This is a genomic window from Sutterella seckii (assembly GCF_009183815.1).
GTDB lineage: Bacteria > Pseudomonadota > Gammaproteobacteria > Burkholderiales > Burkholderiaceae_F > Sutterella > Sutterella seckii.
This window is the reverse complement of the sequence record NZ_WEHX01000031.1, coordinates 1-24,438: the sequence shown is the minus strand read 5'-3', so window position 1 is coordinate 24,438 and position 24,438 is coordinate 1. Positions and strand designations below refer to the sequence as shown.

Genomic DNA, 24,438 nt, shown 5'->3' with positions numbered 1-24,438 from the left:
GCCTCACGACGGACACCCTTGCCTCTGGCTGTGAGCTTGGCACTACCTCCTGCTCATCGGGACTTTCACCCTATAGAAATCGCCCATGCCGGGCACACGGCAATCCCGCCGCGAATCAGTCTGCGGCGGCCGGAACTGATCTGAGCCATGGGTTGAAGCGCTCCTCTCTAAAGCAAAACAAAATGGATCGGGACACAACGCTATTTTCGCTTCAGTCGTCTTTGCAAAATTGCCTGATTTCATTATTAAGGCAATCATCCATTAGTTACGTATGGATCAATGAAAATTCAAGTTAATCAATGATGTTATCTGAGTTGCATCAACTAAATGATGGCTTCGTTAATATTTCCTTTGCAAAAACGATCATTTCTTCTGCGACGGAACCCGAAAAGCGGCCTGATTCTCTCGATTTGGCGCCCAAAGACAGCTCTGCGGATTCAACAGAAATTTTCCGGCATCTCCCGTGAGGGGTAGAATTCATTGATTCTCTTCGGACGATCATGCGCATGCCCGCATGCGCGCCCTCAACGTTTCATTTTCAGGAGTTCATCAGAATGCGCCTTATTCTTATCGGACCGCCGGGTGCGGGCAAGGGCACGCAGGCCAAGTTCATCTGCCAGAAGTTCGGCATTCCGCAGATTTCGACGGGCGACATGCTTCGCGCCGCCGTCAAGGCGGGCACGCCTCTCGGTCTTGCCGCCAAGGAAGTGATGGACAAGGGCCAGCTCGTCTCCGATGACATCATCATCGGCCTCGTCAAGGAACGCCTCTCGCAGCCCGACTGCGCGAACGGCGCCCTCTTCGACGGCTTCCCCCGCACGATCCCGCAGGCTCAGGCTCTGCGCGACGCGGGCGTGCCGATCGACTACGTGCTCGAAATCAGCGTTCCTGACGCTGAGATCGTCGAGCGCATGTCCGGCCGCCGCGTGCATCCGGCTTCCGGCCGCACGTATCACGTCAAGTACAACCCGCCGAAGGTCGAAGGCAAGGACGACGAAACGGGCGAACCCCTCGTGCAGCGCGACGACGACCGCGAGGAAGTCGTTCTGAAGCGCCTCAAGGTTTATCACGACCAGACCGAAGCGCTCGTGGGCTTCTATGAAGAGCTCGCCAAGTCGGGCGCCGCTGATGCGCCGAAGTATCGCTCGATCTCGGGCCTCGGCTCGATCGACGCGATCACGAACGCGTCTTCAAGGCGCTTGCCTGATTGGCTGCCGGGAACTTCTTCAAATCTTTTGTTTACATAGAATTTCAGAAGTTCCCTCAAGCCCCCGCTTCAAGAAAGGCCGCTGGAATTTTCCCGCGGCCTTTTTGCATTTTGGGCTTCGGATGCGCTCTAATTTTGAAGCATTCCCCTAAAGGCGGCTTTCCCGACAACCGCTCCTCCTTCCTCTTATCCTGAGGCTTCCTGACTCATGAGTTCCATCATTTCCACCCTTTCCGAAGAGGATCGCGAGCGCCTGATTCGCGAGCTATCCGACCTCCTCGGCGCCGATCACGTCATTACGGATGCGGGAGAAATCAAAGCCGCGTCGCTCGATTCCCGCCGGCGCCGCCAGGGCGAGGCGCTTGCGCTCCTTCGTCCGGGAACGCCCGAAGAGGTTGCGGCAATTCTCCGGTTCGCCGCCAACAACCATCTCGTCGTCATTCCTCAGGGCGGAAACACGTCGACGGTGGGGGGAGCCACCCCCAATCCGGAGAGTCCCCTGAATGCACGAACCCTGATCCTGCAGCTCTCCCGCATGAACCGCATTCTCGCGATCGACGCCGTCAACAGCACGATGACGGTCGAAGCGGGCGCCGTGCTCGAGCGCGTGCAGGCGGCGGCAAAGGAAGCCGGGAAGCTTTTCCCGGTCTCCTTTGCCGCACAGGGCACGGCCCAGATCGGCGGCATGCTCGCCGCCAATGCCGGGGGCGTGCACGTCGTCCGCTACGGGATGGCAAGGCGCAACTGCCTCGGGATTGAGGTTGTGCTCGCGGACGGCCGGATCCTCAACCTCATGCGAAGCGTGCGGAAGGACAATGCGGGCTACGACCTCAGGGACCTCTTCATCGGGTCCGAAGGAACGCTCGGCGTCATCACGAAGGCGGTGCTCGATCTTTCGGCGCTTCCTGCCGGACGCATTACGGTTTTTGCGTCTCTGGGGGAACTTCGCGCCGTCGAAAAGCTCTTCACGACGCTCGAAGACTTTGCAGGGCCCTCGCTCACGGCCTTCGAACTCATCTCAAAGCCCGCGCTCGAACCTGTCATTGCCGCAGGAAGAAAGGCCCCGATCGAGCCCTCCGACTGGATGGTGCTCTTCGACCTCTCCTACACGAAGCGCGAGGATCCGGAAGCCTTTGCGGAGAGCCTCACGGACGCCCTTTCGCCTCTCTTTGAGGATGGCACCCTCACCGACGCCGCCATTGCCCAGACGGAAACGCAGGCCGAGGCCCTCTGGACTCTCCGCGAGGAGATCCCGACCGCAGTCCGCGCGTCAGGCGGCAACATCAAGAACGACATCAGCGTGCCGAGAGGGAGTCTCTGCGCCTTCATTGAAGAAACCTACGCGCGGTTTGAAAAGGAAGCCCCCTGGCTCCTTCCCATGATCTTCGGGCACTACGGCGACGGGAACCTTCACTTCAATCTTGGAAACAAACCGGAGCTGGGGCCCGGCTACTGGAAGGCGCACGAGCGCGAAATCCATCGCCTCGTCAACGACGAAGTGGTGAGGTTCGGGGGGTCGGTGGCGGCCGAACACGGCGTCGGCGCAAAGATCCAGGTGCTCGAACGCACGAAGGATCCGCTCGAACTCGAGCTCATGAAGAAGCTCCGCGGCGTCTTCGACCCCGAGGGAATCCTCAACCCCGGACGAGTCGTGCGCTACCCTGAGAACGTCTGGCAGAACCCGAAGGAAGCCTGGGATTAAAGGACCGGAAACTGCATGACGGCGGGACGGGTTTCGGGGGGGAGCGTTATCCCTATGTTTTCAACCGCCGGAGCGCTTGCAATCGCCCGTCCGCCGGCCATAATTACGCAATCCGTCAATTCCTTTTCTTGAGGGAGAAGCGCCTTTCCTCTGCGCTTCTCCCCGGAGCCTCATTGATGCCTCTTACGTTCTCCCGCCGCCCGCTCATTGCGGCGGCTCTGTGCGCTGCGCTTCCCGGAGCCACGCTTCTGCTCTCGGGCTGCGCCTCCACGCCAGTAGCGTCTGCCGTGCCCGCTTCCGAAGCGCCGCAGAAAAACAAAAAGCCCGAACCCGTGCTGATGCCGATGCCGACGATCGACGCCTTCAAGGGCGCCGGCATCTTCTACTTCGACGACAACGTCCGCACGCAGCTCTTCATCAAGGACAACATTGCTGTCAACGGCCGCTATGCCGTTCAGGAAAACTTCCCGCTCGGCAGCCGCCACGGCTTCACGTGGGGCGGCGGCGCGGCCGCCATTCTGAGGAACGGCTCGCCCCTCGATGCCCAGCGCCCGCTCTTTCTGACGCAGGGCAACAAGGGCCGCGTCGTCATTCAGTTTGAGGGGGGCGGCAGAAAGCCCCTCGCGCTTCAGGTGAAGCTCGTCGCCTACAGCCTCGAGGGGCTCCCCATCGGGCCCTACCTCGTCACGCGTCAGAATACGGCAACCCCGTCGGGCTACGTAATCGCGAACCGCTACGTCTTCCCGAAGGGCGCGGTCGGCTACCGCGCCATGCTGATGATCGACGAGGACGAAGTGCTCGTTCCGACGAAGACCGCCTTCACGGGTTCCGACTCGATCGAAAACTTCTCGAAGCGCTTTACGCGCGACATTCCCTACTGCCTGCGCTACATCCCGACCCGCCGCTCGGAGCCTGTCGGCATGCGGTTTGCTCAGCCCATCACCAAGCAGACGAAGCGCGTGAAGGGGAAGCTCCAGGAAGTCGCCCAGTCGGGCGAAGCCCAGCTCATGAGCGTGAAGAAAGGAACGCTTTTCTGCCAGCAGGAAGGAAAGTCGCAGCTCTCCAACGCCCGCTGGGATCTGCGCTACATCAACGGCACGCGCGTCCTCTCCCTCACCTTCCCCGATGAAGTGCGCTCCGCCGACTTCGGCATTCTGAATCAGCACCGCGATGCGCTCCGCCTCGCCTTTGCCGAAGAACTCTCGACCGAACGCAGGAAGACCGTGAAGAAGGTTCGTCCCGGCGTCGTCTGGCTCGGCGGCAAGGAAATCCTCGACGCCCAGTGGCGCTTCAACGAAGTCGCTGCCGACGCGATCTCGGACGCCATCGCGCGCACGAAGGATCTGAGAAAGGACTGGGAAGCCCAGAACGGGAAGAAGAAGTAACGCCTTCGTTTCCCCAATACTTTCAAAGCCCGCTCTTTCGTGAGGAAGAACGGGCTTTCTTCTTGCCCGGGAAGGAACCGCAGCGTTTCTTTTCAGCGCCCAGACTTCAACGGGTTCTTGAGAATATCCAGGGCCAGAGCCGCCTCATAGCGGGCGCCGACGGGAAGCGCCGCTTCGCTGTAGCGGTACGCCGGATGATGGTTCCGGTGCGGGTAGCCTTCCTCTGCATTGCCGCCTCCCAGAATGACGTAGGCGGCAGGGGCGCACTCGGCGAAATAGGAAAAATCCTCCGAAGCGCTCATGCCGGTTCCGACGGCGGCCTTTCCGGGAGGCAGGGTTTCGCGCGCCACGCGCAGCGCACGCTCAATCATCTCCGGATCCTGAATGACGGCGGGGCAGCCTGCGAGCCACTCAAATGCAGCGGTTCCGCCATTGGCTTCGGCAATGCCGCGGATCAGCGCCTCCACGCGGTCGTGAATCCGAACGCGGTCGTCCGGGTCCTTCGTGCGGATGTTGATGCCGATGCGGGCTTTCTGAGGAATCGCATTGATCACCTCGCCCGCCTGAAAAACGGTAGGCGAAACCACCGCGAAATGATCGGGCGAAATGTTCCTCGACACGATCGTATGGAGCGCCATGACGACTTCCGAACCGATCATCACCGGATCAATGCCGCCTTCCGGCATGGATGCATGCGTGCCGCACCCGGTGATCGTCGCCCAGACGCAGTCGGAAGCCGTTGAAAAAGCCGGGACCGTGCAGACGCGGATCTGTCCGATCGGATCATTCATGACATGAAGCCCGATCACGGCGTCGACGCCCTTCATGACGCCGGCCGCAACAAGCTCCTTGGCGCCTCCCGGAGCCGCCTCTTCGGCATGCTGAAAAATCAGGCGGACAGTGCCCGAAAACTTCTTGCGCTCTTCCATCAGAATCTTCGCCGCACCGAGCAGCATCGCCACGTGCGCATCATGACCGCAGGCATGAGAAACGCCCGGATTGACGGAGCAGAAATCGAGGCCTTCGGCTTCCGGAACGGGGAGCGCATCCATGTCGGCGCGGATGGCCACGACGGCAGGACGGACGCCCGTCGAAGCAGGAGCGAGTCCCGTGATCTCCGCCACGCGGCTCGTTGGCGTCGGAGCCGAAATATCGGTCACACCCAGCTTCTGGAGCTCCTCTTCAACATAGGCTGCCGTCTCGGATTCGTGATAGCTCAGCTCCGGATGCTGGTGCACGTGGCGGCGCCAGCGGACAAGGTCCGGAAAGAGCGGATCCTGGATTTGTGTTTCAGTCATGACCGTATACAGAAGAAGACGATGACGGGAAAGGTTAGCGCAAAGGAAGCGGCTTGGGGAAGGCGCGAAAAGCGCCTCAGACGCTCCGTCAGGCCGGAGGCGAGTCGCCCCAAGCGTGTCTGAAGCAGAGGCAGCGAACTTTCCTGCTTATTACTAAGGTAGATTATTAGAAAAATGACGATTTTTATTAGAAAATCTGTGAGATTCGCCAAACCGCAGGAAGCCGCCCCCAGGAGCAAACCAGGAAGACCGAAAGACAGCAAGAACAAAAAGACCCTCGCACGAGAGGTGCGTGAAGCTCGAATAGCTCAGGGCAAGCGCGAACCAGCTCGACCGAGAGGAAGTAAAAACAAGCCTAAACCCGCTCGAAAAGACGAGCTGGAGTGAGTGAGATCGATGCCGGAAATTACGCCGCGTCAGTTGCCCGTAAACGGCGCGACGTAACATTTTGGTGGAAATTCACGGTCCTCGGGAATCACCGCTATTCTCGACGAATAGGAAGTCAAAGCGCACGGATCCAAAGCCCGAAGAAAGGGTCCTCGAACTCGTAATCTTCTTCGCGAACAATGAGCCCATCTTTCTTCAGGCGTCCGACAGCTGAATAGACCGTACTCAGGGGAAAGGCATCGATATCCTGCAACTTGTCGCCCCGCGCAATATATTGAAGTGCAATGCGCTGCGGCATTGAGAGCTTCGTCCATACAAACGAGTAGCTTGGCGAAACGCTGCGAATGATTGCCTCAACAGCTGATTGCACGGTGGCCTTTTCACCGATCCGTTCGTAAAGATCCCAGAAGCCAGCTGCAAGCTGTTGCGTATAAAACGGCTGGCATTTTGAAAGATCGAGAATCTGGTGAGCAAATTCCTCAGACCGACTTCCGCAAAGCGGCGTCAATCTCTCTGAAAGGGATCGGCAGAAATCATCGTACGGGATGCGGCTCAGGTGCATGAGCGACCCAAAATGAAAGAAAGGAGACTTGATGTCCTCAAACATCGTTCGCATCATGCTTTCCTCGCTGCCGAGGAAGATGTAGTTGACGTTCTGGTGCATCTGCATGACCGCACGCAGAAGCTTGTCGGTTCCCGGCGCATAGTTGGCAATTTCCTGAAATTCATCCAGGATGATGATGAGACGATTATCGGGATCGCTCTTTTCGTTCATCAAATTGAGCACATCCTCAAGAACGATGCCTCCTTCCTTAGCGGTCTTGAAGGACGCCTCCATCTCGTTAGTGTTCGGGTTGTAGGTAAAGGCCGGGCTCACGCGGAACCTTTTAAATCCATCTTTGATCCGTTCCCAGGGATGTATATCGAAAAAGCGATTAAGCAGGAGCCGCGCAAGGTCAGCGGCGTAGGTCGCTGCCTGAACGTTCACAAAGATGGAGGGCCGGTTGGTTTCTTTTACGGCTTTTCGGATCAGGCTGGTTTTACCGTAGCGGCGGGGACTGATGAGAATCAGGTGATTGCGGCTTGAGATGATCTGCTTGACCTGCGGCAATTCATCGTTCCGATCCGTGAAATATTCACCATCGACCACCGAACCAAACTTAAACGGGTTTCCCATATGCTGCATCATCACCCTCATTACGACATTTTAAGAGCAAATTAAAACGAAAACTATCGTGACGAACTTTGAAGTGTAGATTAAAACGATAATCATCGTAACGACATTTTGAGAATAAATTTACACGAACTTTTGCGTAACAACCGCAAAAACGAGGTGCGCTTTTAGTCGACAAATCACTTGTTTACGGCGACTTTCCGCCTCATTCATGACCCCTTCATCAATTTTTAGGGTGATGCGCCGAGAGCATGGCCATCGGGAGCAAAGACGCGCGAAATAAGAGGACGTCGAAGCGCTCTTTGCCGATACATTTCGCATTCAGAGCGCTCGCGGGAGCGCTCCCGGCAGCAGTCCCTGCCGGCCATCCCTTTCACATTCCGCGTGCATTCCGGACCATCACGCTTACAGCTCCCCCAAAAGAGGATCTTCACCATGTCTCTCGCCTCTCTCAAGAAGCACCTTTTCTGCGCGGCCGCAATGATGCTCGCCGCCGGGTCGTCCTTTGCCGCGGGCACGCTCACGATGGCAACGGAAGGCACTTTCCCGCCCTTTGAATTTCACGACAGCAAAACAAATGAACTGATCGGCTTTGAGCTCGATCTTGCGAAGGCCGCCGCCGACAAGATGGGGGCGACGCTCGACATCAAGGAATTCAAGTTCGACGCCATTCTCCCGGCGATCGTGAGCAACACGCTCGACTTTGCCGCCGCGGGCTTTGCAGTGACGCCCGAACGCGCGAAGCGCGTGCTCTTTTCCGATCCCTTCTACATGTCGGGCCTCACGATCATCGTCCCGAAGGGCAATCCCAAGGGCATCAAAAATTTTGACGACCTGAAGGGCCTCAACGTCTCCGTGCAGCTCGGCTCCATCAGCCACGACCGCGCAAAGAAGATCCCGGGCGCCAAGATCACGACCTTTGAGAGCGGCGCGGACGCGATGCTCAACATGATCTCCGGCAATGCCGATGCGGTCATCAACGCTCAGCCCGCGACGGACTACATGATCGTTTCGCGCCCGTCGCTTCAGACCAAGCTCGAGCGCCTCGACTTCGTCGCGGATGCCGTGCCGATGGCGATGATCTTCCCGAAGAACCGCGCCGATCTCCAGAAAGCCGTCAATAAGGCGCTCGCTGAAATCCGCGCCGACGGCACGTACGAGAAGCTTCACATGAAGTGGTTCGGCCGTCCGAAGCAGTAATTGCATCGTTCCCGGCTGCACGCAGCCGCTGGCTCAGGCTCCCGAGGTCGAAAACCCAAATCTCGATGGGAACCTCAGAGCCGCTTCAAGAGGGGAGGTCGTTGAGACCTCCTCTTTTCATATAAATCATATGGGAAGATCTAACTATCACACAAGTATACTTCTAAGTATACTTGTGATCATATCTTGTATAGTTAACTATCTGCCGCTCTTGTTGAATATAAATTAATATATTGATTTTTATATAAATATAATAAACCCACAAGAAACAATGGAAGTATACTTACAGGTATACTTATGCCAGTATCTTGTATAGTTAACATACTAAAATTCTAGTTGAATAGAATTCAACATATTGATATTTAAAATAAATATCACAAAACGAACGAGAAATTATGGAAGTATACTTATACTGTCATACAGTATAGTTCCCGCGTCAGCGCCATCTTCGACATCATTACCCGCGCTCTTCGCCGCAATCGCATTTCGATTCGTAATTTATGAAAAATATGGATAAAAGGATGCAATTTCTTCCGGAAGAACTCCAAAACGCGATTCCGCGCATGCGGCTGATTGGGGCGGATACGCAGCGCTATGAGGTGAAGACGGCTCGAAAAGCCCTGCCGGAAAGCATTCCCGAGACGATTTCTGCTTTTGCCAACCGTGATGGAGGCACGATCATTCTGGGGCTGGAGGAAAAGAACAACTTTTCCACCGTATCAGACTTCGATGCGGACCGCATCCATGACGCACTTCTGAGAATCGGCAGCGACTTCACGCCGCCCTGCCGTCTCGAGATTGAACGCTATCCGTTTGAGGACGGAGAAATTGTGGTGGCTGTGGTTGAACCTGCGCCTCTTGACCAGCGTCCCTGCTTCATCACGAGAAAGGGACTTCGCTACGGCGCCTATATCCGGACGGGGGACGGAGACAAACGACTGACCGATTACGAAATCGATCGGCTTTGGGAATTTCATCAGCATCCTGCGTTTGACCGCCAGCCCGTCTGCGAAGCCTCCATGAGCGATCTTGATGCCTCCATCCTTGATGCCATTGTTGAACGCAATCGCGAGATCACGCCGCGCGTCTTTGGGAAAATGGATCGCAATGAAATTCTCCTGAGGCTCGGCGCCATTGCTCCGGATTCAAGCGGGAAATTCGTGCCGACTCTGGCGGGGCTTCTGGTTGCCGGCACTTATCCGCAGCAGTTCTTTCCGCGCCTCAACATCACCTTCACGGTTTACCCCGGCGTTACGAAAGCACAGGTGGACGGGATTCGCTATATCGACACCCAGCCCGTCAACGGCTCCATTCCGGAAATGATGATGAGTTCCCTGGAACTCCTCCGGAAGCACATGAACAAGGGAGCCCTCATACAGGGAGCCTTGCGGCGGGACGTCACTGACTATCCCATTCTTGCCTGCCGGGAGGCCATCATCAATGCGCTGCAGCATCGCGACTACTCTCCTGACGGTCTGGGCTCTCAGGTTCAGATCAACCTTTTTGCCGACAGACTCGAGATTCTGAATCCCGGCGGCTTATACGGCGCAGCCTCATTCAATAGTCTTCCGCGCGGAATTTCGGCAACAAGAAACACCCGGCTCTCCCAACTTCTCGAATACACACCGTATGTCGAAGAAGACGGGACTTCCGGATATGTGATTGAAAACCGGGGGACCGGACTGCAGCAGATTGAGCAGGAACTAAAGGATGCCCTGATGCCTCAGGCCGATTTGAAGGACTATGTCTCGGCCTTTCAGATCACGTTCTTCAAGCGGCGCCTCTCGGAAGATGAACGTCAGGAGAAATCCTGGATCAATTTTGAAGCGGCGCTCCTCGCAGAATTGAAGAAGAGAGGCAGCATGAGCGTTGCGGCAATCATGGAGAGCTCAGGATTCACGCGCAATACAGTTTCCGCAAGGCTGAGAAGCTTAAGAGAGCGAGGCGTGATTGAAGGAATTGAGAAAGCCAAGAGTCCCAAGCAGCGCTATCGATTAACCGGCAAGGACCCGAATTGAGAGCGGCTAGCGCGTCTGGGTGCGTAACGAAAAGACGTGCCGCCAACAATACGGCGATGAGACAGCAGCACTTCAAGTGACATTTAATGCGTGAAATCTATCCCATTCGAGATCCTTCGTCGCATAAGCGTGCGCTCGCAGAGATCGAAGCTTTGATGACTCATGACCCGGCGCCCGGATCCGATGAAGCCGTATGGCTCGATGCCATGGCAACGCTGGTGAGCGCCTATGAGGAAAGAGAATGTCCCATTGAGGGAAGCTATGCGCCGGCTGAGTATCTGCGCTTCATGATGGAGCAGGACGGCTTGACGCCGGAAGACCTTGTACCAGCCATTGGAGCACTGAACTGCGTCCATGACGTTTTGAACGGCAAACGAGATTTGACGCCAGCCATGATCCGCAGGCTTTGCCGTCAACATCACCTTGACGCGGCGCGCCTGATCGGTGCCTGATTCCCCGCAGCAGCACGCGGCAGAAAGGCATTTGCTGGGCTGCGGCAGCCGTCGTCTGCGTCATGCTTCCCTGAAAGCTTCTGAGTCTGTCCGGCCTATGGGCGGGCTGCGCCTCAGCACGCGAAAAAATTCTGTCCGTTTCTCGACAGCACCTGTCCGTTCCGAAGCTTCTCCTCTTCGCTTTATCCGCTCAGAATGAAATCAAATTCCGGCATAACACAATCAAGAAAAGCGCTTGCCGGAACGTTTCTTCTGACCCCCAAAAAGGAGAATGCTCATGCAAAGACGAGATCTCGTCCGCACCGGCCTCATTGGTGCCGCCGCAGCTGCAGCGGGCGCCGCTCAGGCGGCCTCCCCGGAAAAGAAGCGCCTCACGGAAGACTGGGACGTTGTCGTTGTCGGCGCCGGCTTTGCCGGCATGTGCGCCGCGCTTGAAGCGGCGGAAAAGGGCGCCAAGACCGTCCTCATCGAAAAAATGAATCGCCCGGACGGCGCAACCGTCTATTCCTCCGGCTGGATTGCCGCCGTGGGGAGCCGCTTCCAGAAGAATCACCCCGAGGACTCGAAGAAAGCCTTCTTCGACGACATGATGCGGCTTTCGCACTACCGCTCCGACCCGGAACTCATCAAGGTCTACGCCGAGGAATCGGGCGACGGCATTGACTGGCTCGCGGACCACGGGACGCCCTTCTACCTCTGGGAAAACCTCCCGTCGCCGGAGCTCTCGCGCTGCCTCATCAGCCCGGGCGAAGGCATCACGGGCGGAAGCAAGCTGATCCGCTGCCTCATGGCCGCGCTCGAAAAGAAGGGCGTGCCCATTCACTACAACACAAAGGCCGTGAGCCTCGTGAAGGACGACTGCTTCAACGTTGAAGGCGTTTCCTGCATCACGCCCGAAGGCCGGAAGGACTATCTCGCCCGCGGCGGCGTCATCCTGACGACGGGCGGCTACGGCGCCAATGAAGCGATGGTCGACAAATACATCGGCCCCTGGGCGTCGCGCCTCATCGTGCGCGGCTCGCCCTGGATCACGGGCGAAAACATCCTGATGGCCGAAGAGGTCCAGGCGCTTCTCGTCAATATGGATCAGTTCTATGCGGGCCCGATCACGCCCAACGGCCACTGCAACCCGTCGCCCCTCATGCATGCCGGATACGGCATCCAGGTCAATACGAAGGGCCGCCGCTTTGTGCCGGAAACCTGGCTTCAGGTTCCGAAGGCCAAAGCGATTGCCGAACGTACGGAAGACAACCGCAGCTTCATGCTGATCGGCGCCGACGCGGACAAGAACGCAAACATCCTCACCAACACGATCAAGCGCTTTGCGCGCCTCGGCTTTGAAGTCATCAAGGGCGACACGATTGAGGAAGCCGCCGAAAAGGCGGGCGTTCCTCCTAAAGTCCTCGCCGAAACGGTGCGCGAATTCAATGCGGCCGTGAAGGCCGGCAAAGCGAAGGAGCTCGATCCCCCCTACGAATACGACGAACCGCATGCGCTCGAGACGGGGCCCTTCTACATGATCCCGGCCGCAGGCGGCATGGCGAGCACCTTCGGCGGACCAAAAATCAACCGCGACGCACAGGTGATCAATTTTGAGCGCCGTCCCATCCCGGGTCTCTATGCTGCGGGCGCCGCTGCCGGCGGCGTCTGGGTCTACGACGACATCGGCGGCAATCAGCTGGGCGGCGGCATGGTCTTCGGCCGCGTGGCCGCCCGCCACGCCGCAGCACGCGCCAAATCGCGCAAGAACGCCTGATGATGAGGAGGAAAGCTATGAAATTCACTCGCCTTGCTTTTGTCGCCCTCACTGCGGGCGCCATGCTCATTTCCGCTTCGCTCCCTGCCGCGGCTGCGGATTCCGGCAAATTCCTTGCCGACCGCCACATGGCCCGGGGCGTCCAATGCGTCTCCTGCCACGGAACGGCCTCTCCCCAGCCCGGAGCTGCGGTGAAGACGGAAAGCTGCAACGCCTGCCACCAGTCGCTTGACGCCGTGGCAAAGCGCACTCAGAAGGTGGATCCCAATCCGCACTACAACCATCTGGTGGGCCTCGACTGCGTCGAATGCCATAAGGGTCACCGCCAGTCGGTCAACATGTGCGCGGGCTGCCACAACATTCACTACAACGTGCCTTAATCCGAAAGCACGCTGCGTGAATTGACCTGAAGCGCACGGCCGGAGACGTCGGAAATCTCCGGCCGTGCCTTTCTTCTCTGCGCTTCCCAAACGGGTTTTCACGGTGATGCTCTTTCTGCTTCGATTGAAATAGACTCGCCCGAATTTCCCGCTCTCACGGGAAGGATCCGAACGCAGAGCGCATTCCGCCCCGGCGCCGGCTCCATTCCCCGAAGAACGCTCCGGCATCAGCAAGCCCGGAAGCCAGACCCCATAAGCATTCACCCTCATGTCCGCCTTCATTGAAGCCACCAAATGGCCCGACGACGCCGATCCCGACGACACGACGGCGCTCCTTCAGTGCCTCATCGTCGACGAACGCACGCCGTCCTCGGCCGCAGCGGGCCAGCACATGCATCGAAACGGCCAGTTCGTCGTCGCGCTCTCGGGACTCGTCGGACTGAGGATCGGCGACCGCGAAATCGCCTTTCCGCCGTCCTCCGCGGCGTGGGTGCCGCCCGGCCTTTTTCATGAAGGATTCCTGGGCGAAGGCGCCGCATCGCTTTACTGCCTCATCAACCCGGACTGGGCCCGGATGCTCCCGCAGCATCCCTATCGACTGCTGCTCGATCCGATGACGATCGAAATGCTGAAGCGCTTCACCCGCTATCCGGTCGGCTTTTTGCTCAATTCTCACGAAGCGCGCCTCGCCCGCGTGCTCTTCGAGGAACTCATGGGCGCGCGGCAGCTCCCTTTAAGCTTCGTGCCGCTTTCCTCTCACCCGGCCTTAAAGCGCATTGCCGAAGCACTCGTAAAGAACCCCGGAGACAGCCGGCGCACCCGTGAATGGGCGGATCTCTGCGCCATGAGCGAGCGCACGCTCGCACGGCTCGTCGTCCGGGAAACCGGCCTCTCCTTCGGCGCCTGGCGTCTGCGCATCATCATGCTCGCCGCCACCCATCATCTTCTCGCCGGAGAATGCGTGGAGGAAGTGGCCGAAAGAATCGGCTACTCCTCAGCCTCAGCCTTCACGGCCGCCTTCCGGCGGGTCTTCGGGCTGACGCCAGGGATGCTCCGCCGGGGAGAGGCGGGCCTCCTTCGCGATGCCTCTCTCTAGCGCCCGCATTCCATAGAGACGCGTTCAGGCTGCATCCTCCTCGCGCAGAAGCGCGAGAAGCCGCTCGGCCGCGGGCGTCATCACGTGATCCTTCACCCAGGCGACGGAAACGCCCGCGGAGAGTTCCGGCTCAAGCGGGAGCCACACGAGGTTGGACTTCGGTTCCGGGTTGATGATCCCTTCGAGCGCAAGGACGTTCCCGACGCCCGCTTCGGCCAAGAGATAGGCGTTGTAGAGGAGGTTGAAGTGCGCGGCGACGCGGATCTCCTGAGCATGCTTTCCCAGCCACGAGAGGAGTTCGTTATTCTGCGACGCCTGAAGCGACGCGACGAGCGGCCCCCGGAGCAGATCCTCGGGGTGAACCGACGTCTTCCCCGCCAGTTCGCCGTCACGGCGGGTGAGAAGCCCCCAGCGGTTGCGTTCCTTGAGCGAAATTCGGCCGTATTGAGAGAGATCCACGTCGCCGATAAAGACGCCGAAATCCGTTACGCCCGAATGGAGTTCCGAACGTACGATCTCTTCGTGACCGCTCACGATGACCACCGAAACGAGGGGCGCCTCCTCACGAAGCCGTGCGATGGCTCTCGCAAGGGGCCTCAGGCAGGGCGTCTCGCCCGCCGCAATCCGGATTTCGCCCGCAAGCTCCTCCTCGGCCTTCATTTCGGCCTTCGTGCGGTCAAAGAGCGCCGTAATGAGGAGTGCTCTCTCATAAAAGAGCTTTCCCTTCGGGGTGAGGAGAAGCCGCCGGTTGCTTCTTTCGAAGAGCTTGTGGCCGAGCTCCTCCTCAAGATCCATGAATTGCCTTGAGAGCGTGGGCTGCGTGACGTGCACGCGCGAGCAGGCCCCCGAAATGCTCCCGGCTTCCACGGCAGCGATGAAGTAGCGAAGTACCCGGATATCCATAGCGTCAGCCTTCCAGCGTTTAATCATGCTTAAAAAGCATGAAAGAGAATAAAAATAATGTATTTGACATAGTATTCTACGCCAAATATAGTTTTCATCAACAAATCAACAGAACGAATGCTTTTTAAGCATTCGTTCTAAAAATTGATGGAGACAAAAATGAAAGCGAAACTCACCGCTGCGGCTCTTTCCGTTCTGATGGCTTCTGCGGCCTCTTTGGCCGCCACGAGCGCCTTCGCCGCCGATGCTGCGGGCGGACCGGACAACTTCTATAAGAGCGACCGCGTGACGATGGAAAAGGTCACCTTCCACAACCTCTACCAGATGAATGTTGTCGGGAACCTCTTTCTCCCCAAGAATGCCGACCCGGCCAAAGCGCTTCCTGCGGTGGTCGTCGGCCACCCGATGGGCGCCGTGAAGGAGCAGAGCTCGAACCTCTATGCGCAGAAGCTTGCTGAAGCGGGCTTTGCCGCCCTCGCGATCGACCTCTCCTTCTGGGGCGAAAGCGCGGGCGAACCCCGCCAGGCGGTGCTTCCCGACGTTTATTCGGACGACTTCAGCGCGGCAGTCGACTATCTCGGCACGAAGAAGGGCATTGACCGCACGAAGATCGGCGGCCTCGGCATCTGCGGAAGCGGGAGCTTCCTCATCAGCGCCGCGAAGATCGACCCGCGCATCAAGGCAGTGGCAACCGTTTCCATGTACGACATGGGCGCTGCGAACAGGAACGGCCTGCGCCATGGGACGACTCTGGAACAGAGAAAGGCCGTGATTGCAGCCGCAGCCGAAGAGCGCTGGAAGGAATACGAGACGGGGAAGATCACGCAGTACACGAGCGGCACCGTCCATGAACTGACGCCCGAATCGACCGCGATCGAGCGCGAGTTCTACGACTTCTACCGCACGCCGCGCGGAGAGTTCACGCCGGCCTCTTCTTCGAAAGATCTCACAACCCATCCGACCTTCACGAGCAACGTGAAATTCATGAATTTCTACCCCTTCAACGACATCGAAACGATTTCCCCGCGTCCGATGCTCTTTGTAGCGGGTGAAAACGCCCACTCGATCGAATTCTCCGAAGACGCCTACCGGCTCGCGGCGGAGCCGAAGGAGCTCGTGATCATTCCGGGCGCGGGCCACGTGGATCTTTACGACCGCACGGATCTCATCCCGTTCGAGAAAATCACGGGCTTCTTCAAAAAGAGCCTTGAGGTGAAGTAACCGCGCTTCCTGAGCGATTTCCTCACTCTTCACACGATTCACGGCCGCCTTCACCCCGAAAGGCGGCCGTTTGATTACTCCTCCGAAGCATTCCCATCATGCCAGTCATTCAGAGTTCGCCGGACAAAGCCTTTACGCCCGTCATCCTCGGGCTCTTCACCGGGGTCACCGCACTCATTGCGTCGGAAGTCATTCCTGTGAGTCTCCTCACGCCCATATCGGAGGGCCTCGGCATTACGCCGGGAACCGCCGGCCAAACCGTTACCGCCGTCGGGGCTGCAGCCTTCATTACGAGCCTTCTGATCGCCCCGCTTCTTCCCAAAACAGACAGGGGGCGGCTCCTCCTTCTCTTCACCTTCCTCACCGCGCTCTCGAACGCCCTCATTGCGTGGACGGACTCGGTCGCGGTGCACTTTCTCGCCCGCGCGCTCCTCGGCTTCTGCGTGGGCGGCTTCTGGTCGCTCTCCGTCTCGGTCGTGCAACGCCTCGTTCACCTGAAGGCGCTCCCCAAGGCGTTCTCCATCGTCTATTCAGGCGTTTCAGTCGCAACTCTTGTGGCGCTCCCCGGGGCGTCGGCCATGAGCGAAGCCTTCGGCTGGCGCTCGGTCTTCTGGGCAGCGGCCCTCCTCTCCGCGCTCACATTCGTCTGGCAGCTCCTCACGATGCCGGCGGTGAAGCCCAATCAGCCGGCGGGCTTTTCCGCCATGAAGGCGCCTCTGCGGGACCGGCGCGTGGTCTTCGGGCTCTTCGCCACCTTCGCCTCCTACGCGGGCTACCACACGGTCTTCACGTACGTGAGGCCCGTGCTTGAAGAGAGCGCCGGGCTCTCGCCCGCAGGCGTCTCAATTGCGCTCCTCGTCTACGCACTCGTCAACGTCGCGGGGACGCTCATTGCCGGGAAGCTCTTTGAACGTAACTTCGCGCCCGCCTTCATCGGAACGACCGTGCTCGCGCTTGCCGCCCCCATCCTCATGTGGGCGCTCTCGGGCCACGCCGCCGTCATCGGCGCCCTCATTCTCTCCGCGCTCGTCTTCGGCTTCATCCCGGTGGGGTGGTCCGTCTGGATGGTGCGCACCGTCCCCGGTCACACGGAAGTCGTCGGCGGCCTTTATGTCGCCGTCGTGCAGGGATCCGTGGGTCTCGCCGCCAATGCGGGCGGCGTGCTCTACGACGCCTCGGGCGTGGAGCCGCTCTTTCTCATGTCGGCGGCGATCGCGCTTTTCGGTCTCATTCAGGTTCCCGGCGCGCTCTTCGGGAGGTTCGGGTGCTTTTCAGCCGCCCGTGCGGCTTCCCATTCTGTTGAAGGCGCGCGCTGAAAAAGGCCTTTGAAGCTTCTCCGCCCGGTCATCAGGATTGGGCAGAGAAGCGCATTGATGAAAAGCCTCAAAAACCTCAGCAGGCCTCAGAATCCCTTAGAAGCCTTCTCCGAAGGCTTCCCGCCAGGCGTAGTGAAAGAGCTCCGGCCCTTGTTCGCGGATGGCCTTCGGGTCGGCGAGCGTGCGGCGCCAGGCCCGCGCGCCGGGAAGCCCCTGGCAGAGGCCGTTCAGGTGCCTTGAGAAGGCGCGAAGCGCATGCTCGTCGTCCTTCCAGTTTGTCTTCACTTCTTCCGTGACGGCTTCAATGACGGCGAGCCGCGTCGTCTCAAAATCGTCCCCGAAGAGCGCGCTGTCGACCCCCGCGAGCACCCAGGGATTCTGGTAGGCCGCGCGCCCCATCATCACGCCGTCGATGCCGCGGTCAAGGAGTTCGCGCGCGGTTGCGAGGTCCGCAATCTGGCCGTTCAGAACAAAGGCGGAATCCGGGAACTCGCGCTTCAAATCAAAGGCGACCTCGCGGTTCAGGGGCGGCACCTCGCGGTTTTCCTTGGGCGAGAGGCCCTTAAGCCACGCGGCGCGCGCATGCACGATGAAGACGCGGCAGCCGGCCTCGTGCACTTCGCCCACGAAGTCCCTCACGAACCCGTAGTCGTCCCGGTCGTCGACGCCGATCCGGTGCTTCACCGTCACGGGCTTGTCTGTAACTTCCTGCATGGCCCGCACGCAGTCAGCAACGAGCTTCGCGTCGAGCATGAGGCAGGCGCCGAAGCTTCCCTTCTGAACGCGCGGCGACGGGCACCCGCAGTTGAGGTTGTATTCGTCGTAGACGTACCCTTCAGCCTCGGCCGTGCGGATCGCGAAGGCGAGCTCCTCCGGGTCGGAGCCCCCGAGCTGGAGCGCAACCGGATGTTCCGAGGGCGAGAAGCCCAAAAGCATTTCGCGGTTCCCGAAGCGGATCGCTCCCGTCGTCACCATCTCGGTATAAAGCCGCGCGCGGCGCGTGAGGAGCCGGTCGAAAAAACGGCAGTGACGGTCCGTCCAGTCGAGCATGGGCGCAACCGTGAAGCGCCAGGGGGAGTATCGGGACTCTTGAGAGGAAGTCATCAGGAAGATTTTTCTGTCAGTACGTAAGGAAAGCGCCCGGGCCGAGTAAGTCGGTTCGGGCGCTTCTCCTGCGGAAAAAGGAAATGTGCGGCGTCAATGCGCATTCCCCATGCGCCTCAGGGATCGAGCTGATCGCCATCCACGTAGACCCAGCGGCCGTCGGGTTCGCGGCGAAAGCGCGAGCGCTCCCGCATGCGGAGGGCGCCCTGCGGGGTGCGGGCAATTGCGAGGAACTCCACTTCTCCCGTCCGGCCGTCAGGCGCAGTGCCTGACTCAAGGATTTTGAGCGACATCCACTTCGGCCGCGGTTCGCCGGGGGCGAAGAGATCGCGAGGCCTTGTTTCCGGCGCCCAGGTGGCGAGCACGTAGGCGTCGTCGCCGAGCACGTAGGCCGCATAGCGGCTTCGCATCAGGGAGAGGGGATCGGGGGCGCCGAGCGGGGAAGTCCCGCCCGAAAGCCACCTGCCGCAGCAGGCGGAAAGCGCGAGGCCGCTCCCGCAGGGGCAGAGAGAAGCGTCAGCCGCTTCCCTCCTTCCCTTCTTTTTCCTCGGGTTATTCACCGAATTCCTTCGAGTCGGCGCGGGCAGCGCGCTTGCGCTCGAAGTCCTTGAGGAACCGCTTTCTCAGGCGAATGCTCAACGGCGTGATTTCCACGAGTTCGTCGTCGTTGATGAATTCAACGGCCGACTCCAGCGTGAGCTTCACGGGCGGCACGAGGCGAATCGCTTCGTCGGTGCCCGAGGCGCGGATGTTGGTGAGCTGCTTGCCGCGGATCGGATTCACGACGATGTCGTTTTCGCGCGAGTGCTCGCCGATGATCATGCCTTCGTAGAGCTTGTCGCCCGGGGAAACGAAGAGGCGGCCGCGTTCCTGGATCTTCCAGAGCGCATAGGCCACGGCTTCGCCGTCGTCCTGCGAGATGATGACGCCCGAACGGCGTTCGCCCACATCGCCCGTCTTGATGGGACCATAGTCGTCAAAGACGTGGCTCATGATGCCCGTGCCGCGGCACATCGTCATGAACATGCTCTGGAAGCCGATCAGGCCGCGGGCCGGGATGCGGTATTCGAGACGCACGCGGCCCTTTCCGTCGGAAGCCATGTCCTGGAGGTCGCCGCGGCGGCGGCCGAGCTCTTCCATGACGGCGCCCTGGTGCTCTTCCTCAACGTCGACCGTGAGGAGTTCGTACGGCTCCATCTTGACGCCGTCGATTTCCTTCAGCACGACGCGCGGACGGGAGACGGCGAGTTCATAGCCCTCGCGGCGCATGTTTTCAAGAAGAATCGTGAGGTGGAGTTCGCCGCGGCCGGCGATTTCCCAGACCGTTTCGTCCTTGGTCGGACGCATGCGCATGGCGACGTTCGACTTGAGTTCCCTCTCAAGACGCTCGCGGATCTGGCGCGAGGTGACGAACTTGCCTTCGCGGCCGGCGAGCGGCGACGTGTTCACCTGGAAGTTCATCGTGAGGGTGGGTTCGTCCACCTTCAGCATCGGAAGCGCCTCGGGCTGATCCTTGTCGGTGATGGTCGTGCCGATGTTGAGTTCCTCAATGCCGGTGACGAGGATGATGTCGCCCGCCTGGGCTTCATTCACTTCCTTGCGCTGCAGGCCCTCGAACTCAAGAATCGAATTGATCTTGGCGCGGCGCGGCGTATCGTCGGGACCATTCATGATCGCGACTTCGGAATTCGGGTAGATGCGGCCGCGGTGGACGCGGCCCACGCCGATCTTGCCCACGTAGCTCGAATAGTCGAGCGAGCAGATCTGGAGCATGAGGGGACCGTCGGGATTGTCGTCGCGGACCGGGACGTACTTGATGACGGTGTCGAAGACGGCGCGCATGTTGCCGATCTTCTTCAGTTCCTCAACGTCGTCGGTGTAGCCCGCAAAGCCGTTGAGCGCCGAGGCGTAGATGACGGGGAAGTCAAGCTGATCCTCGGTGGCGCCGAGCTTGTCGAAAAGGTCGAAGGTCTGGTTGAGCACCCAGTCCGGACGAGCGCCCGGGCGGTCGATCTTGTTGATGACGACGATGGGCTTCAGACCCTGGGCGAGGGCCTTGCGGGTCACGAAGCGCGTCTGCGGCATCGGGCCCTCGACCGCGTCGACGAGCAGCAGCACGCCGTCGACCATCGAGAGCACGCGCTCGACTTCGCCGCCGAAGTCGGCATGCCCCGGGGTGTCGATGATGTTGATGTGCACGCCTTCGTATTCAACGGCGCAGTTCTTGGCAAGAATCGTAATGCCGCGTTCGCGTTCGATGGCGTTGGAGTCCATCACGCGCTCTTCAACCTGCTGGTTGGCACGGAAGGTGCCCGCGCACTGCAGAAGACGGTCAACCATCGTTGTCTTGCCGTGGTCGACGTGCGCGATGATCGCAATGTTGCGAATAGCTCGAGTCATGGGAGTCTCAGTGTTTTGAAGGAAATTTTGGATCAATGTGCAATAAGTCGTTCGGGCTCGAGCACGCCGCGGTCTGAAACCGCAGCCGTCCCGAGAAGTCCCGTACGGGGGCCGTAGACGCGAACACGCGCAAGGGCCCCGAGGCCGAGCGCAAGGCGCTGGCCGAGCAGGAAGCGGGCTTCATCCTCAGCCGAAAGATGACACGGGGAAGCTTGGTAATCAAAGTGTCTGCGGGCGAGAGTTTAGCGCGCACCGCCTCCGGCGTCGCGAGCGCCCGCAGATTTTCAAGCGTGAGGGCGCCTTCGAGCGTGAGATGACCCACGCGCGTGCGCCTCAGGGCCGTGAGGTGCGCCCCGCACCCGAGCTTTCTGCCGATGTCCTCGGCGAGAACCCGGATGTAGGTGCCCTTCGAAACGAGGGTCTTCATCGTGAAGGAGGCGCCGTCGAAGTCCGAGACCTCGATCTCGAGAATCCTCACGCGCCGGGGCTCGCGCTCGACCGTACCGCCCTTGCGCGCGATGTGGTAGAGGCAGACGCCGTCCTTCTTCAGGGCCGAATACATGGGCGGAATCTGCTCGATCTCGCCGAGAAACGAAAGTGCCGCCTCACGGATCATGTCGAGCGTGATGCCCTCCGTCGGAGCGGTTCCCGTCACCTCGCCGTCGGCGTCCCCTGTATTCGTCGTGACGCCGAGCTTCACGCGCGCTTCGTAGCCCTTCTCGGCATTGAGAAGGTCGGCGGAAAACTTCGTCGCGTCGCCGAAGCAGACGGGGAGAAGCCCCGTCGCCATCGGATCGAGCGTGCCGGTGTGGCCCGCCTTCTGCGCGTTCGCGAGGCGCCTTGCAATCTGCACGGCGGCGTTCGAGGAGAGCCCCCCGTCCTTGTCGAGGAGGAGCACTGCGCTGATCGGATCGCCCTTTTTCGCCATTCTGAAATCACTCGTCTAATTGGAAAGGAGGCCGCCCGCAAATCAGTTTTCGTCGCCCGAACCGGTCTTTTCGGTCTGGGCAATGGCGCGCTTGATGAGCGCATCCATCTGGAAGCCCCGGACGGTGCTCGTGTCGAGCTCGAAGTGAAGCGTCGGCACCGTATGGATGCGGAGCTGCTTGAAGAGGTGCGTGCGCAGCATCCCTGCGGCGGCGTTGAGGCCTTCCGCCGTTTCCGCCGGGTCGGAGCCGAGCACGGTGAAGTAGACGGTCGCGTGCGCGTAGTCGGGCGTCACCTCGCAGCCCGTGAGCGTAACGAGGCCCACGCGCGGGTCGCGCACTTCCTGGGGAATGAGCTGCGCGAGATCACGGGTGATCTGGTCGCCGATGCGCTGCGCGCGGCCGGGTTTGGCGTTCTTCATAAGAAATTCTTTCAGTACTTGAAAATCAGAGGCGCCCGGATCCGCTTTTCCCTGTGAGTTGAGAGAAAAGCGCTTCCGGGCGTCAATGTCGGGCTCGCCTTCATCGGGATTCCCCCGAGGGGGCTTCTTAAGCCCCCGGCGGAGGAATCTGGAGGAAGGTCGCCTTTAGAGCGTGCGGGCGACTTCGGTCACCTCGAAGACTTCAAGCTGGTCGCCCGTCTTGATGTCTTCATAGCCCTTGAGCGAGAGGCCGCATTCATTGCCGGCCTTCACTTCGCGGACGTCGTCCTTGAAGTGCTTCAGGCTCGCGAGCTCGCCCGTCCAGACGACGACGTTGTCGCGCAGGAGGCGGACCTGCGCCGTGCGGCGCACGAGGCCTTCGAGCACGCGGCAGCCGGCGATGTTGCCCACCTTCGGCACGCGGATGATCTGACGGATCTCGACCAAGCCCAGCGGCGTCTCGCGGCGTTCGGGCGAGAGCATGCCCGAAAGCGCGGCCTTCACATCGTCCACGGCGTCGTAGATGATGTTGTAGTAGCGGATGTCGACGCCTTCGGTTTCGGCGAGCTTTCTCGCCTGAGCGTCGGCGCGCACGTTGAAGCCGATGATCACGGCCTTCGACGCAGCGGCGAGGTTGACGTCGGATTCCGAGATGCCGCCCACGGCAGCATGCACGACGCTCACGCGAACCTCGTTGTTCGAGAGCTGGGTGAGCGCATGGATGAGCGCTTCCTGCGAGCCCTGAACGTCCGCCTTGATGATGAGGGGAAGCGTCTTCACTTCGCCCTCGCCCACATCGGCGAAGAGGTTGGCGAGGTTCGTGGCGTGCGCCTTGGCGAGCTTCACGTCGCGGTACTTGCCCTGGCGGAAGAGCGCGATTTCGCGAGCCTTTCTTTCGTCGGCGAGCGAAATCACCTCGTCGCCCGCCTGCGGGACGCCCGAGAGACCCTGAATCTCAACCGGGATCGAGGGGCCGGCGGTGTTCTGCGACTTGCCGAGCTCGTTGATCATCGCGCGCACGCGGCCGAATTCGGCGCCCACGAGCACCACGTCGCCGCGGTGGAGCGTGCCCGACTGAACGAGGATCGAGGCCACGGGGCCGCGGCCCTTGTCGAGGCGCGACTCAATGACGAGACCCTTGGCGGGACCTTCCTCAGGCGCCTTGAGGTCGAGCATTTCGGCCTGCAGAAGCACGTTTTCGAGAAGTTCGTCGACGCCCTGGCCGGTCTTCGCGGAAACCGGGCAGAAGGGAACGTCGCCGCCGTATTCCTCAGGAATGACGCCTGCGGTGACGAGCTCCTGCTTCACGCGTTCGGGATTGGCTTCGGGCTTGTCGATCTTGTTGATCGCGACGACGAGCGGAACGCCGGCAGCGCGGGCGTGCGAAATCGCTTCCTGCGTCTGGGGCATCACGCCGTCGTCGGCCGCCACCACGAGAATCACGATGTCGGTCGCCTGAGCGCCGCGGGCGCGCATGGCCGTAAAGGCTTCATGGCCCGGGGTGTCGAGGAACGTGATGATGCCGCGCGGCGTCTTCACATGGTAGGCGCCGATGTGCTGCGTGATGCCGCCCGCTTCGCCGGCCGCAACCTTCGCGCGGCGGATGTAGTCGAGGAGCGACGTCTTGCCGTGGTCGACGTGGCCCATGATGGTGACGACCGGGGGACGGGGCTTCTCGGGATAGCCTTCCGTTTCCTCGATTTCGCCGAGCCAGGCTTCCGGATCGTCCGCCTTGGCGGCGATCGCCTTGTGGCCCATTTCCTCGACGACGAGCATCGCCGTATCCTGGTCGAGCATCTGGTTGATCGTGCACATCTGCCCCATCGTCATGAGGGTCTTGATGACTTCGGTCGCCTTCACGGCCATCTTGTGGGCAAGGTCCGCCACCGAGATCGTCTCGGGCACGGTCACCTCGCGCACCACCGGCTCCTGAGCCTGCTGCACGGGGGCGTCCTGACGATGACGGTCCTGGCTCCTGCGGCCGCGGGCCGTGCGCCATCCGCTCGACGAGGACTCATCCTCCACCGCGCCGCGGGTCTTGAGGCCGCGGCCCTTGCGGTCGTTTTCCTGCCAGTCGCCGTTCTGCTGCTG

19 protein-coding genes and 1 pseudogene are annotated in these 24,438 nt (G+C 60.2%); 11 read left to right on the top strand and 9 right to left on the bottom strand.

Features of this window, described 5'->3' with window-relative positions; genetic code table 11:
- The first annotated feature begins 554 nt into the window (after nucleotides 1-554).
- The 3 genes from adk to GBM95_RS06105 all read left to right on the top strand — a co-directional run bounded on the left by adk (nucleotide 555) and on the right by GBM95_RS06105 (nucleotide 4,294).
- Nucleotides 555-1,247: an adenylate kinase gene (adk, locus tag GBM95_RS06115; protein ID WP_152158283.1), complete on the top strand. Its 693-nt coding sequence runs from the start codon at nucleotides 555-557 to the stop codon at nucleotides 1,245-1,247.
- A 168-nt stretch (nucleotides 1,248-1,415) separates the two neighbouring features.
- Nucleotides 1,416-2,909 carry an FAD-binding oxidoreductase gene (locus GBM95_RS06110; protein ID WP_152158282.1) on the top strand — a complete coding sequence of 498 codons (1,494 nt, stop codon included), beginning with the start codon at nucleotides 1,416-1,418 and terminating at the stop codon, nucleotides 2,907-2,909.
- A gap of 176 nt (nucleotides 2,910-3,085) precedes the next feature.
- Nucleotides 3,086-4,294, top strand: coding sequence for a hypothetical protein (locus GBM95_RS06105; RefSeq protein ID WP_226963184.1), 1,209 nt, complete (start codon nucleotides 3,086-3,088; stop codon nucleotides 4,292-4,294).
- 92 nt (nucleotides 4,295-4,386) lie between these two features.
- Here GBM95_RS06105 and GBM95_RS06100 read toward each other — a convergent pair whose 3' ends face one another.
- Together GBM95_RS06100 and GBM95_RS06095 are read right to left on the bottom strand one after the other, a co-directional pair.
- Complete coding sequence (locus GBM95_RS06100; RefSeq protein ID WP_152158281.1) at nucleotides 4,387-5,592, bottom strand: M20 metallopeptidase family protein; 1,206 nt, start codon at nucleotides 5,590-5,592, stop codon at nucleotides 4,387-4,389.
- Between the two features lie 502 nt (nucleotides 5,593-6,094).
- Nucleotides 6,095-7,168: an AAA family ATPase gene (locus GBM95_RS06095; RefSeq protein WP_193222602.1), complete on the bottom strand. Its 1,074-nt coding sequence runs from the start codon at nucleotides 7,166-7,168 to the stop codon at nucleotides 6,095-6,097.
- 420 nt (nucleotides 7,169-7,588) lie between these two features.
- Here GBM95_RS06095 and GBM95_RS06090 point away from each other — a divergent pair, with 420 nt between their 5' ends.
- The 6 genes from GBM95_RS06090 to GBM95_RS06065 all read left to right on the top strand — a co-directional run bounded on the left by GBM95_RS06090 (nucleotide 7,589) and on the right by GBM95_RS06065 (nucleotide 14,055).
- Complete coding sequence (locus GBM95_RS06090; protein ID WP_152158279.1) at nucleotides 7,589-8,353, top strand: transporter substrate-binding domain-containing protein; 765 nt, start codon at nucleotides 7,589-7,591, stop codon at nucleotides 8,351-8,353.
- 521 nt (nucleotides 8,354-8,874) lie between these two features.
- On the top strand, nucleotides 8,875-10,371 hold the full coding sequence (locus GBM95_RS06085) for an ATP-binding protein (protein ID WP_193222601.1): 1,497 nt from the start codon (nucleotides 8,875-8,877) through the stop codon (nucleotides 10,369-10,371).
- 86 nt (nucleotides 10,372-10,457) lie between these two features.
- Nucleotides 10,458-10,823 carry a helix-turn-helix domain-containing protein gene (locus tag GBM95_RS06080; RefSeq protein WP_152158277.1) on the top strand — a complete coding sequence of 122 codons (366 nt, stop codon included), beginning with the start codon at nucleotides 10,458-10,460 and terminating at the stop codon, nucleotides 10,821-10,823.
- 277 nt (nucleotides 10,824-11,100) lie between these two features.
- Complete coding sequence (locus tag GBM95_RS06075) at nucleotides 11,101-12,579, top strand: FAD-dependent oxidoreductase (RefSeq protein WP_152158276.1); 1,479 nt, start codon at nucleotides 11,101-11,103, stop codon at nucleotides 12,577-12,579.
- 17 nt (nucleotides 12,580-12,596) lie between these two features.
- On the top strand, nucleotides 12,597-12,959 hold the full coding sequence (locus tag GBM95_RS06070; RefSeq protein WP_152158275.1) for a cytochrome c3 family protein: 363 nt from the start codon (nucleotides 12,597-12,599) through the stop codon (nucleotides 12,957-12,959).
- 268 nt (nucleotides 12,960-13,227) lie between these two features.
- A complete protein-coding gene (locus GBM95_RS06065) occupies nucleotides 13,228-14,055 on the top strand; it encodes an AraC family transcriptional regulator (RefSeq protein ID WP_152158274.1) in 828 nt (275 codons plus the stop codon).
- 24 nt (nucleotides 14,056-14,079) lie between these two features.
- Here GBM95_RS06065 and GBM95_RS06060 read toward each other — a convergent pair whose 3' ends face one another.
- Nucleotides 14,080-14,985 carry a LysR family transcriptional regulator gene (locus tag GBM95_RS06060; protein WP_152158273.1) on the bottom strand — a complete coding sequence of 302 codons (906 nt, stop codon included), beginning with the start codon at nucleotides 14,983-14,985 and terminating at the stop codon, nucleotides 14,080-14,082.
- 132 nt (nucleotides 14,986-15,117) lie between these two features.
- Between GBM95_RS06060 and GBM95_RS06055 the strand changes: the two genes are divergently transcribed.
- Nucleotides 15,118-16,179: an alpha/beta hydrolase gene (locus GBM95_RS06055; RefSeq protein ID WP_152158272.1), complete on the top strand. Its 1,062-nt coding sequence runs from the start codon at nucleotides 15,118-15,120 to the stop codon at nucleotides 16,177-16,179.
- A gap of 98 nt (nucleotides 16,180-16,277) precedes the next feature.
- Entirely contained in the window at nucleotides 16,278-17,495 is a 1,218-nt protein-coding gene (locus tag GBM95_RS06050; RefSeq protein ID WP_152158271.1) for an MFS transporter, read from the top strand.
- 96 nt (nucleotides 17,496-17,591) lie between these two features.
- Here the strand turns inward: GBM95_RS06050 and dusA are convergent, their stop codons facing one another.
- The 6 genes and pseudogenes from dusA to infB all read right to left on the bottom strand — a co-directional run.
- Complete coding sequence (dusA, locus tag GBM95_RS06045) at nucleotides 17,592-18,599, bottom strand: tRNA dihydrouridine(20/20a) synthase DusA (protein ID WP_152158270.1); 1,008 nt, start codon at nucleotides 18,597-18,599, stop codon at nucleotides 17,592-17,594.
- Nucleotides 18,600-18,715: 116 nt separating this feature from the next.
- Complete coding sequence (locus tag GBM95_RS06040; protein ID WP_152158269.1) at nucleotides 18,716-19,159, bottom strand: YchJ family protein; 444 nt, start codon at nucleotides 19,157-19,159, stop codon at nucleotides 18,716-18,718.
- Nucleotides 19,152-20,999: a translational GTPase TypA gene (typA, locus tag GBM95_RS06035; RefSeq protein WP_152158268.1), complete on the bottom strand. Its 1,848-nt coding sequence runs from the start codon at nucleotides 20,997-20,999 to the stop codon at nucleotides 19,152-19,154. The genes GBM95_RS06040 and typA overlap by 8 nt, the downstream gene beginning before the upstream one ends.
- A 32-nt stretch (nucleotides 21,000-21,031) precedes the next feature.
- A pseudogene (gene truB / locus GBM95_RS06030) lies at nucleotides 21,032-21,927 on the bottom strand (tRNA pseudouridine(55) synthase TruB).
- A gap of 42 nt (nucleotides 21,928-21,969) precedes the next feature.
- Nucleotides 21,970-22,347, bottom strand: a complete 378-nt coding sequence (gene rbfA / locus GBM95_RS06025; protein WP_152158267.1) for a 30S ribosome-binding factor RbfA — start codon at nucleotides 22,345-22,347, stop codon at nucleotides 21,970-21,972.
- Nucleotides 22,348-22,512: 165 nt separating this feature from the next.
- The coding region (gene infB, locus GBM95_RS06020) for a translation initiation factor IF-2 (protein WP_152158266.1) at nucleotides 22,513-24,438 on the bottom strand (1,926 nt) is incomplete at its 5' end.

What these genes read in the sequence shown, in the direction of transcription:
- GBM95_RS06100 (WP_152158281.1), bottom strand. Translation starts at nt 5,592, where the DNA reads ATGACTGAAACACAAATCCAGGATCCGCTCTTTCCGGACCTTGTCCGC.
- GBM95_RS06110 (WP_152158282.1), top strand. Translation starts at nt 1,416, where the DNA reads ATGAGTTCCATCATTTCCACCCTTTCCGAAGAGGATCGCGAGCGCCTG.
- GBM95_RS06060 (WP_152158273.1), bottom strand. Translation starts at nt 14,985, where the DNA reads ATGATTAAACGCTGGAAGGCTGACGCTATGGATATCCGGGTACTTCGC.
- adk (WP_152158283.1), top strand. Translation starts at nt 555, where the DNA reads ATGCGCCTTATTCTTATCGGACCGCCGGGTGCGGGCAAGGGCACGCAG.
- GBM95_RS06095 (WP_193222602.1), bottom strand. Translation starts at nt 7,168, where the DNA reads ATGATGCAGCATATGGGAAACCCGTTTAAGTTTGGTTCGGTGGTCGAT.
- GBM95_RS06070 (WP_152158275.1), top strand. Translation starts at nt 12,597, where the DNA reads ATGAAATTCACTCGCCTTGCTTTTGTCGCCCTCACTGCGGGCGCCATG.
- GBM95_RS06090 (WP_152158279.1), top strand. Translation starts at nt 7,589, where the DNA reads ATGTCTCTCGCCTCTCTCAAGAAGCACCTTTTCTGCGCGGCCGCAATG.
- rbfA (WP_152158267.1), bottom strand. Translation starts at nt 22,347, where the DNA reads ATGAAGAACGCCAAACCCGGCCGCGCGCAGCGCATCGGCGACCAGATC.
- GBM95_RS06075 (WP_152158276.1), top strand. Translation starts at nt 11,101, where the DNA reads ATGCAAAGACGAGATCTCGTCCGCACCGGCCTCATTGGTGCCGCCGCA.
- dusA (WP_152158270.1), bottom strand. Translation starts at nt 18,599, where the DNA reads ATGACTTCCTCTCAAGAGTCCCGATACTCCCCCTGGCGCTTCACGGTT.
- GBM95_RS06080 (WP_152158277.1), top strand. Translation starts at nt 10,458, where the DNA reads ATGCGTGAAATCTATCCCATTCGAGATCCTTCGTCGCATAAGCGTGCG.
- GBM95_RS06085 (WP_193222601.1), top strand. Translation starts at nt 8,875, where the DNA reads ATGCAATTTCTTCCGGAAGAACTCCAAAACGCGATTCCGCGCATGCGG.
- GBM95_RS06050 (WP_152158271.1), top strand. Translation starts at nt 16,278, where the DNA reads ATGCCAGTCATTCAGAGTTCGCCGGACAAAGCCTTTACGCCCGTCATC.
- GBM95_RS06055 (WP_152158272.1), top strand. Translation starts at nt 15,118, where the DNA reads ATGAAAGCGAAACTCACCGCTGCGGCTCTTTCCGTTCTGATGGCTTCT.
- GBM95_RS06105 (WP_226963184.1), top strand. Translation starts at nt 3,086, where the DNA reads ATGCCTCTTACGTTCTCCCGCCGCCCGCTCATTGCGGCGGCTCTGTGC.
- typA (WP_152158268.1), bottom strand. Translation starts at nt 20,999, where the DNA reads ATGACTCGAGCTATTCGCAACATTGCGATCATCGCGCACGTCGACCAC.
- GBM95_RS06065 (WP_152158274.1), top strand. Translation starts at nt 13,228, where the DNA reads ATGTCCGCCTTCATTGAAGCCACCAAATGGCCCGACGACGCCGATCCC.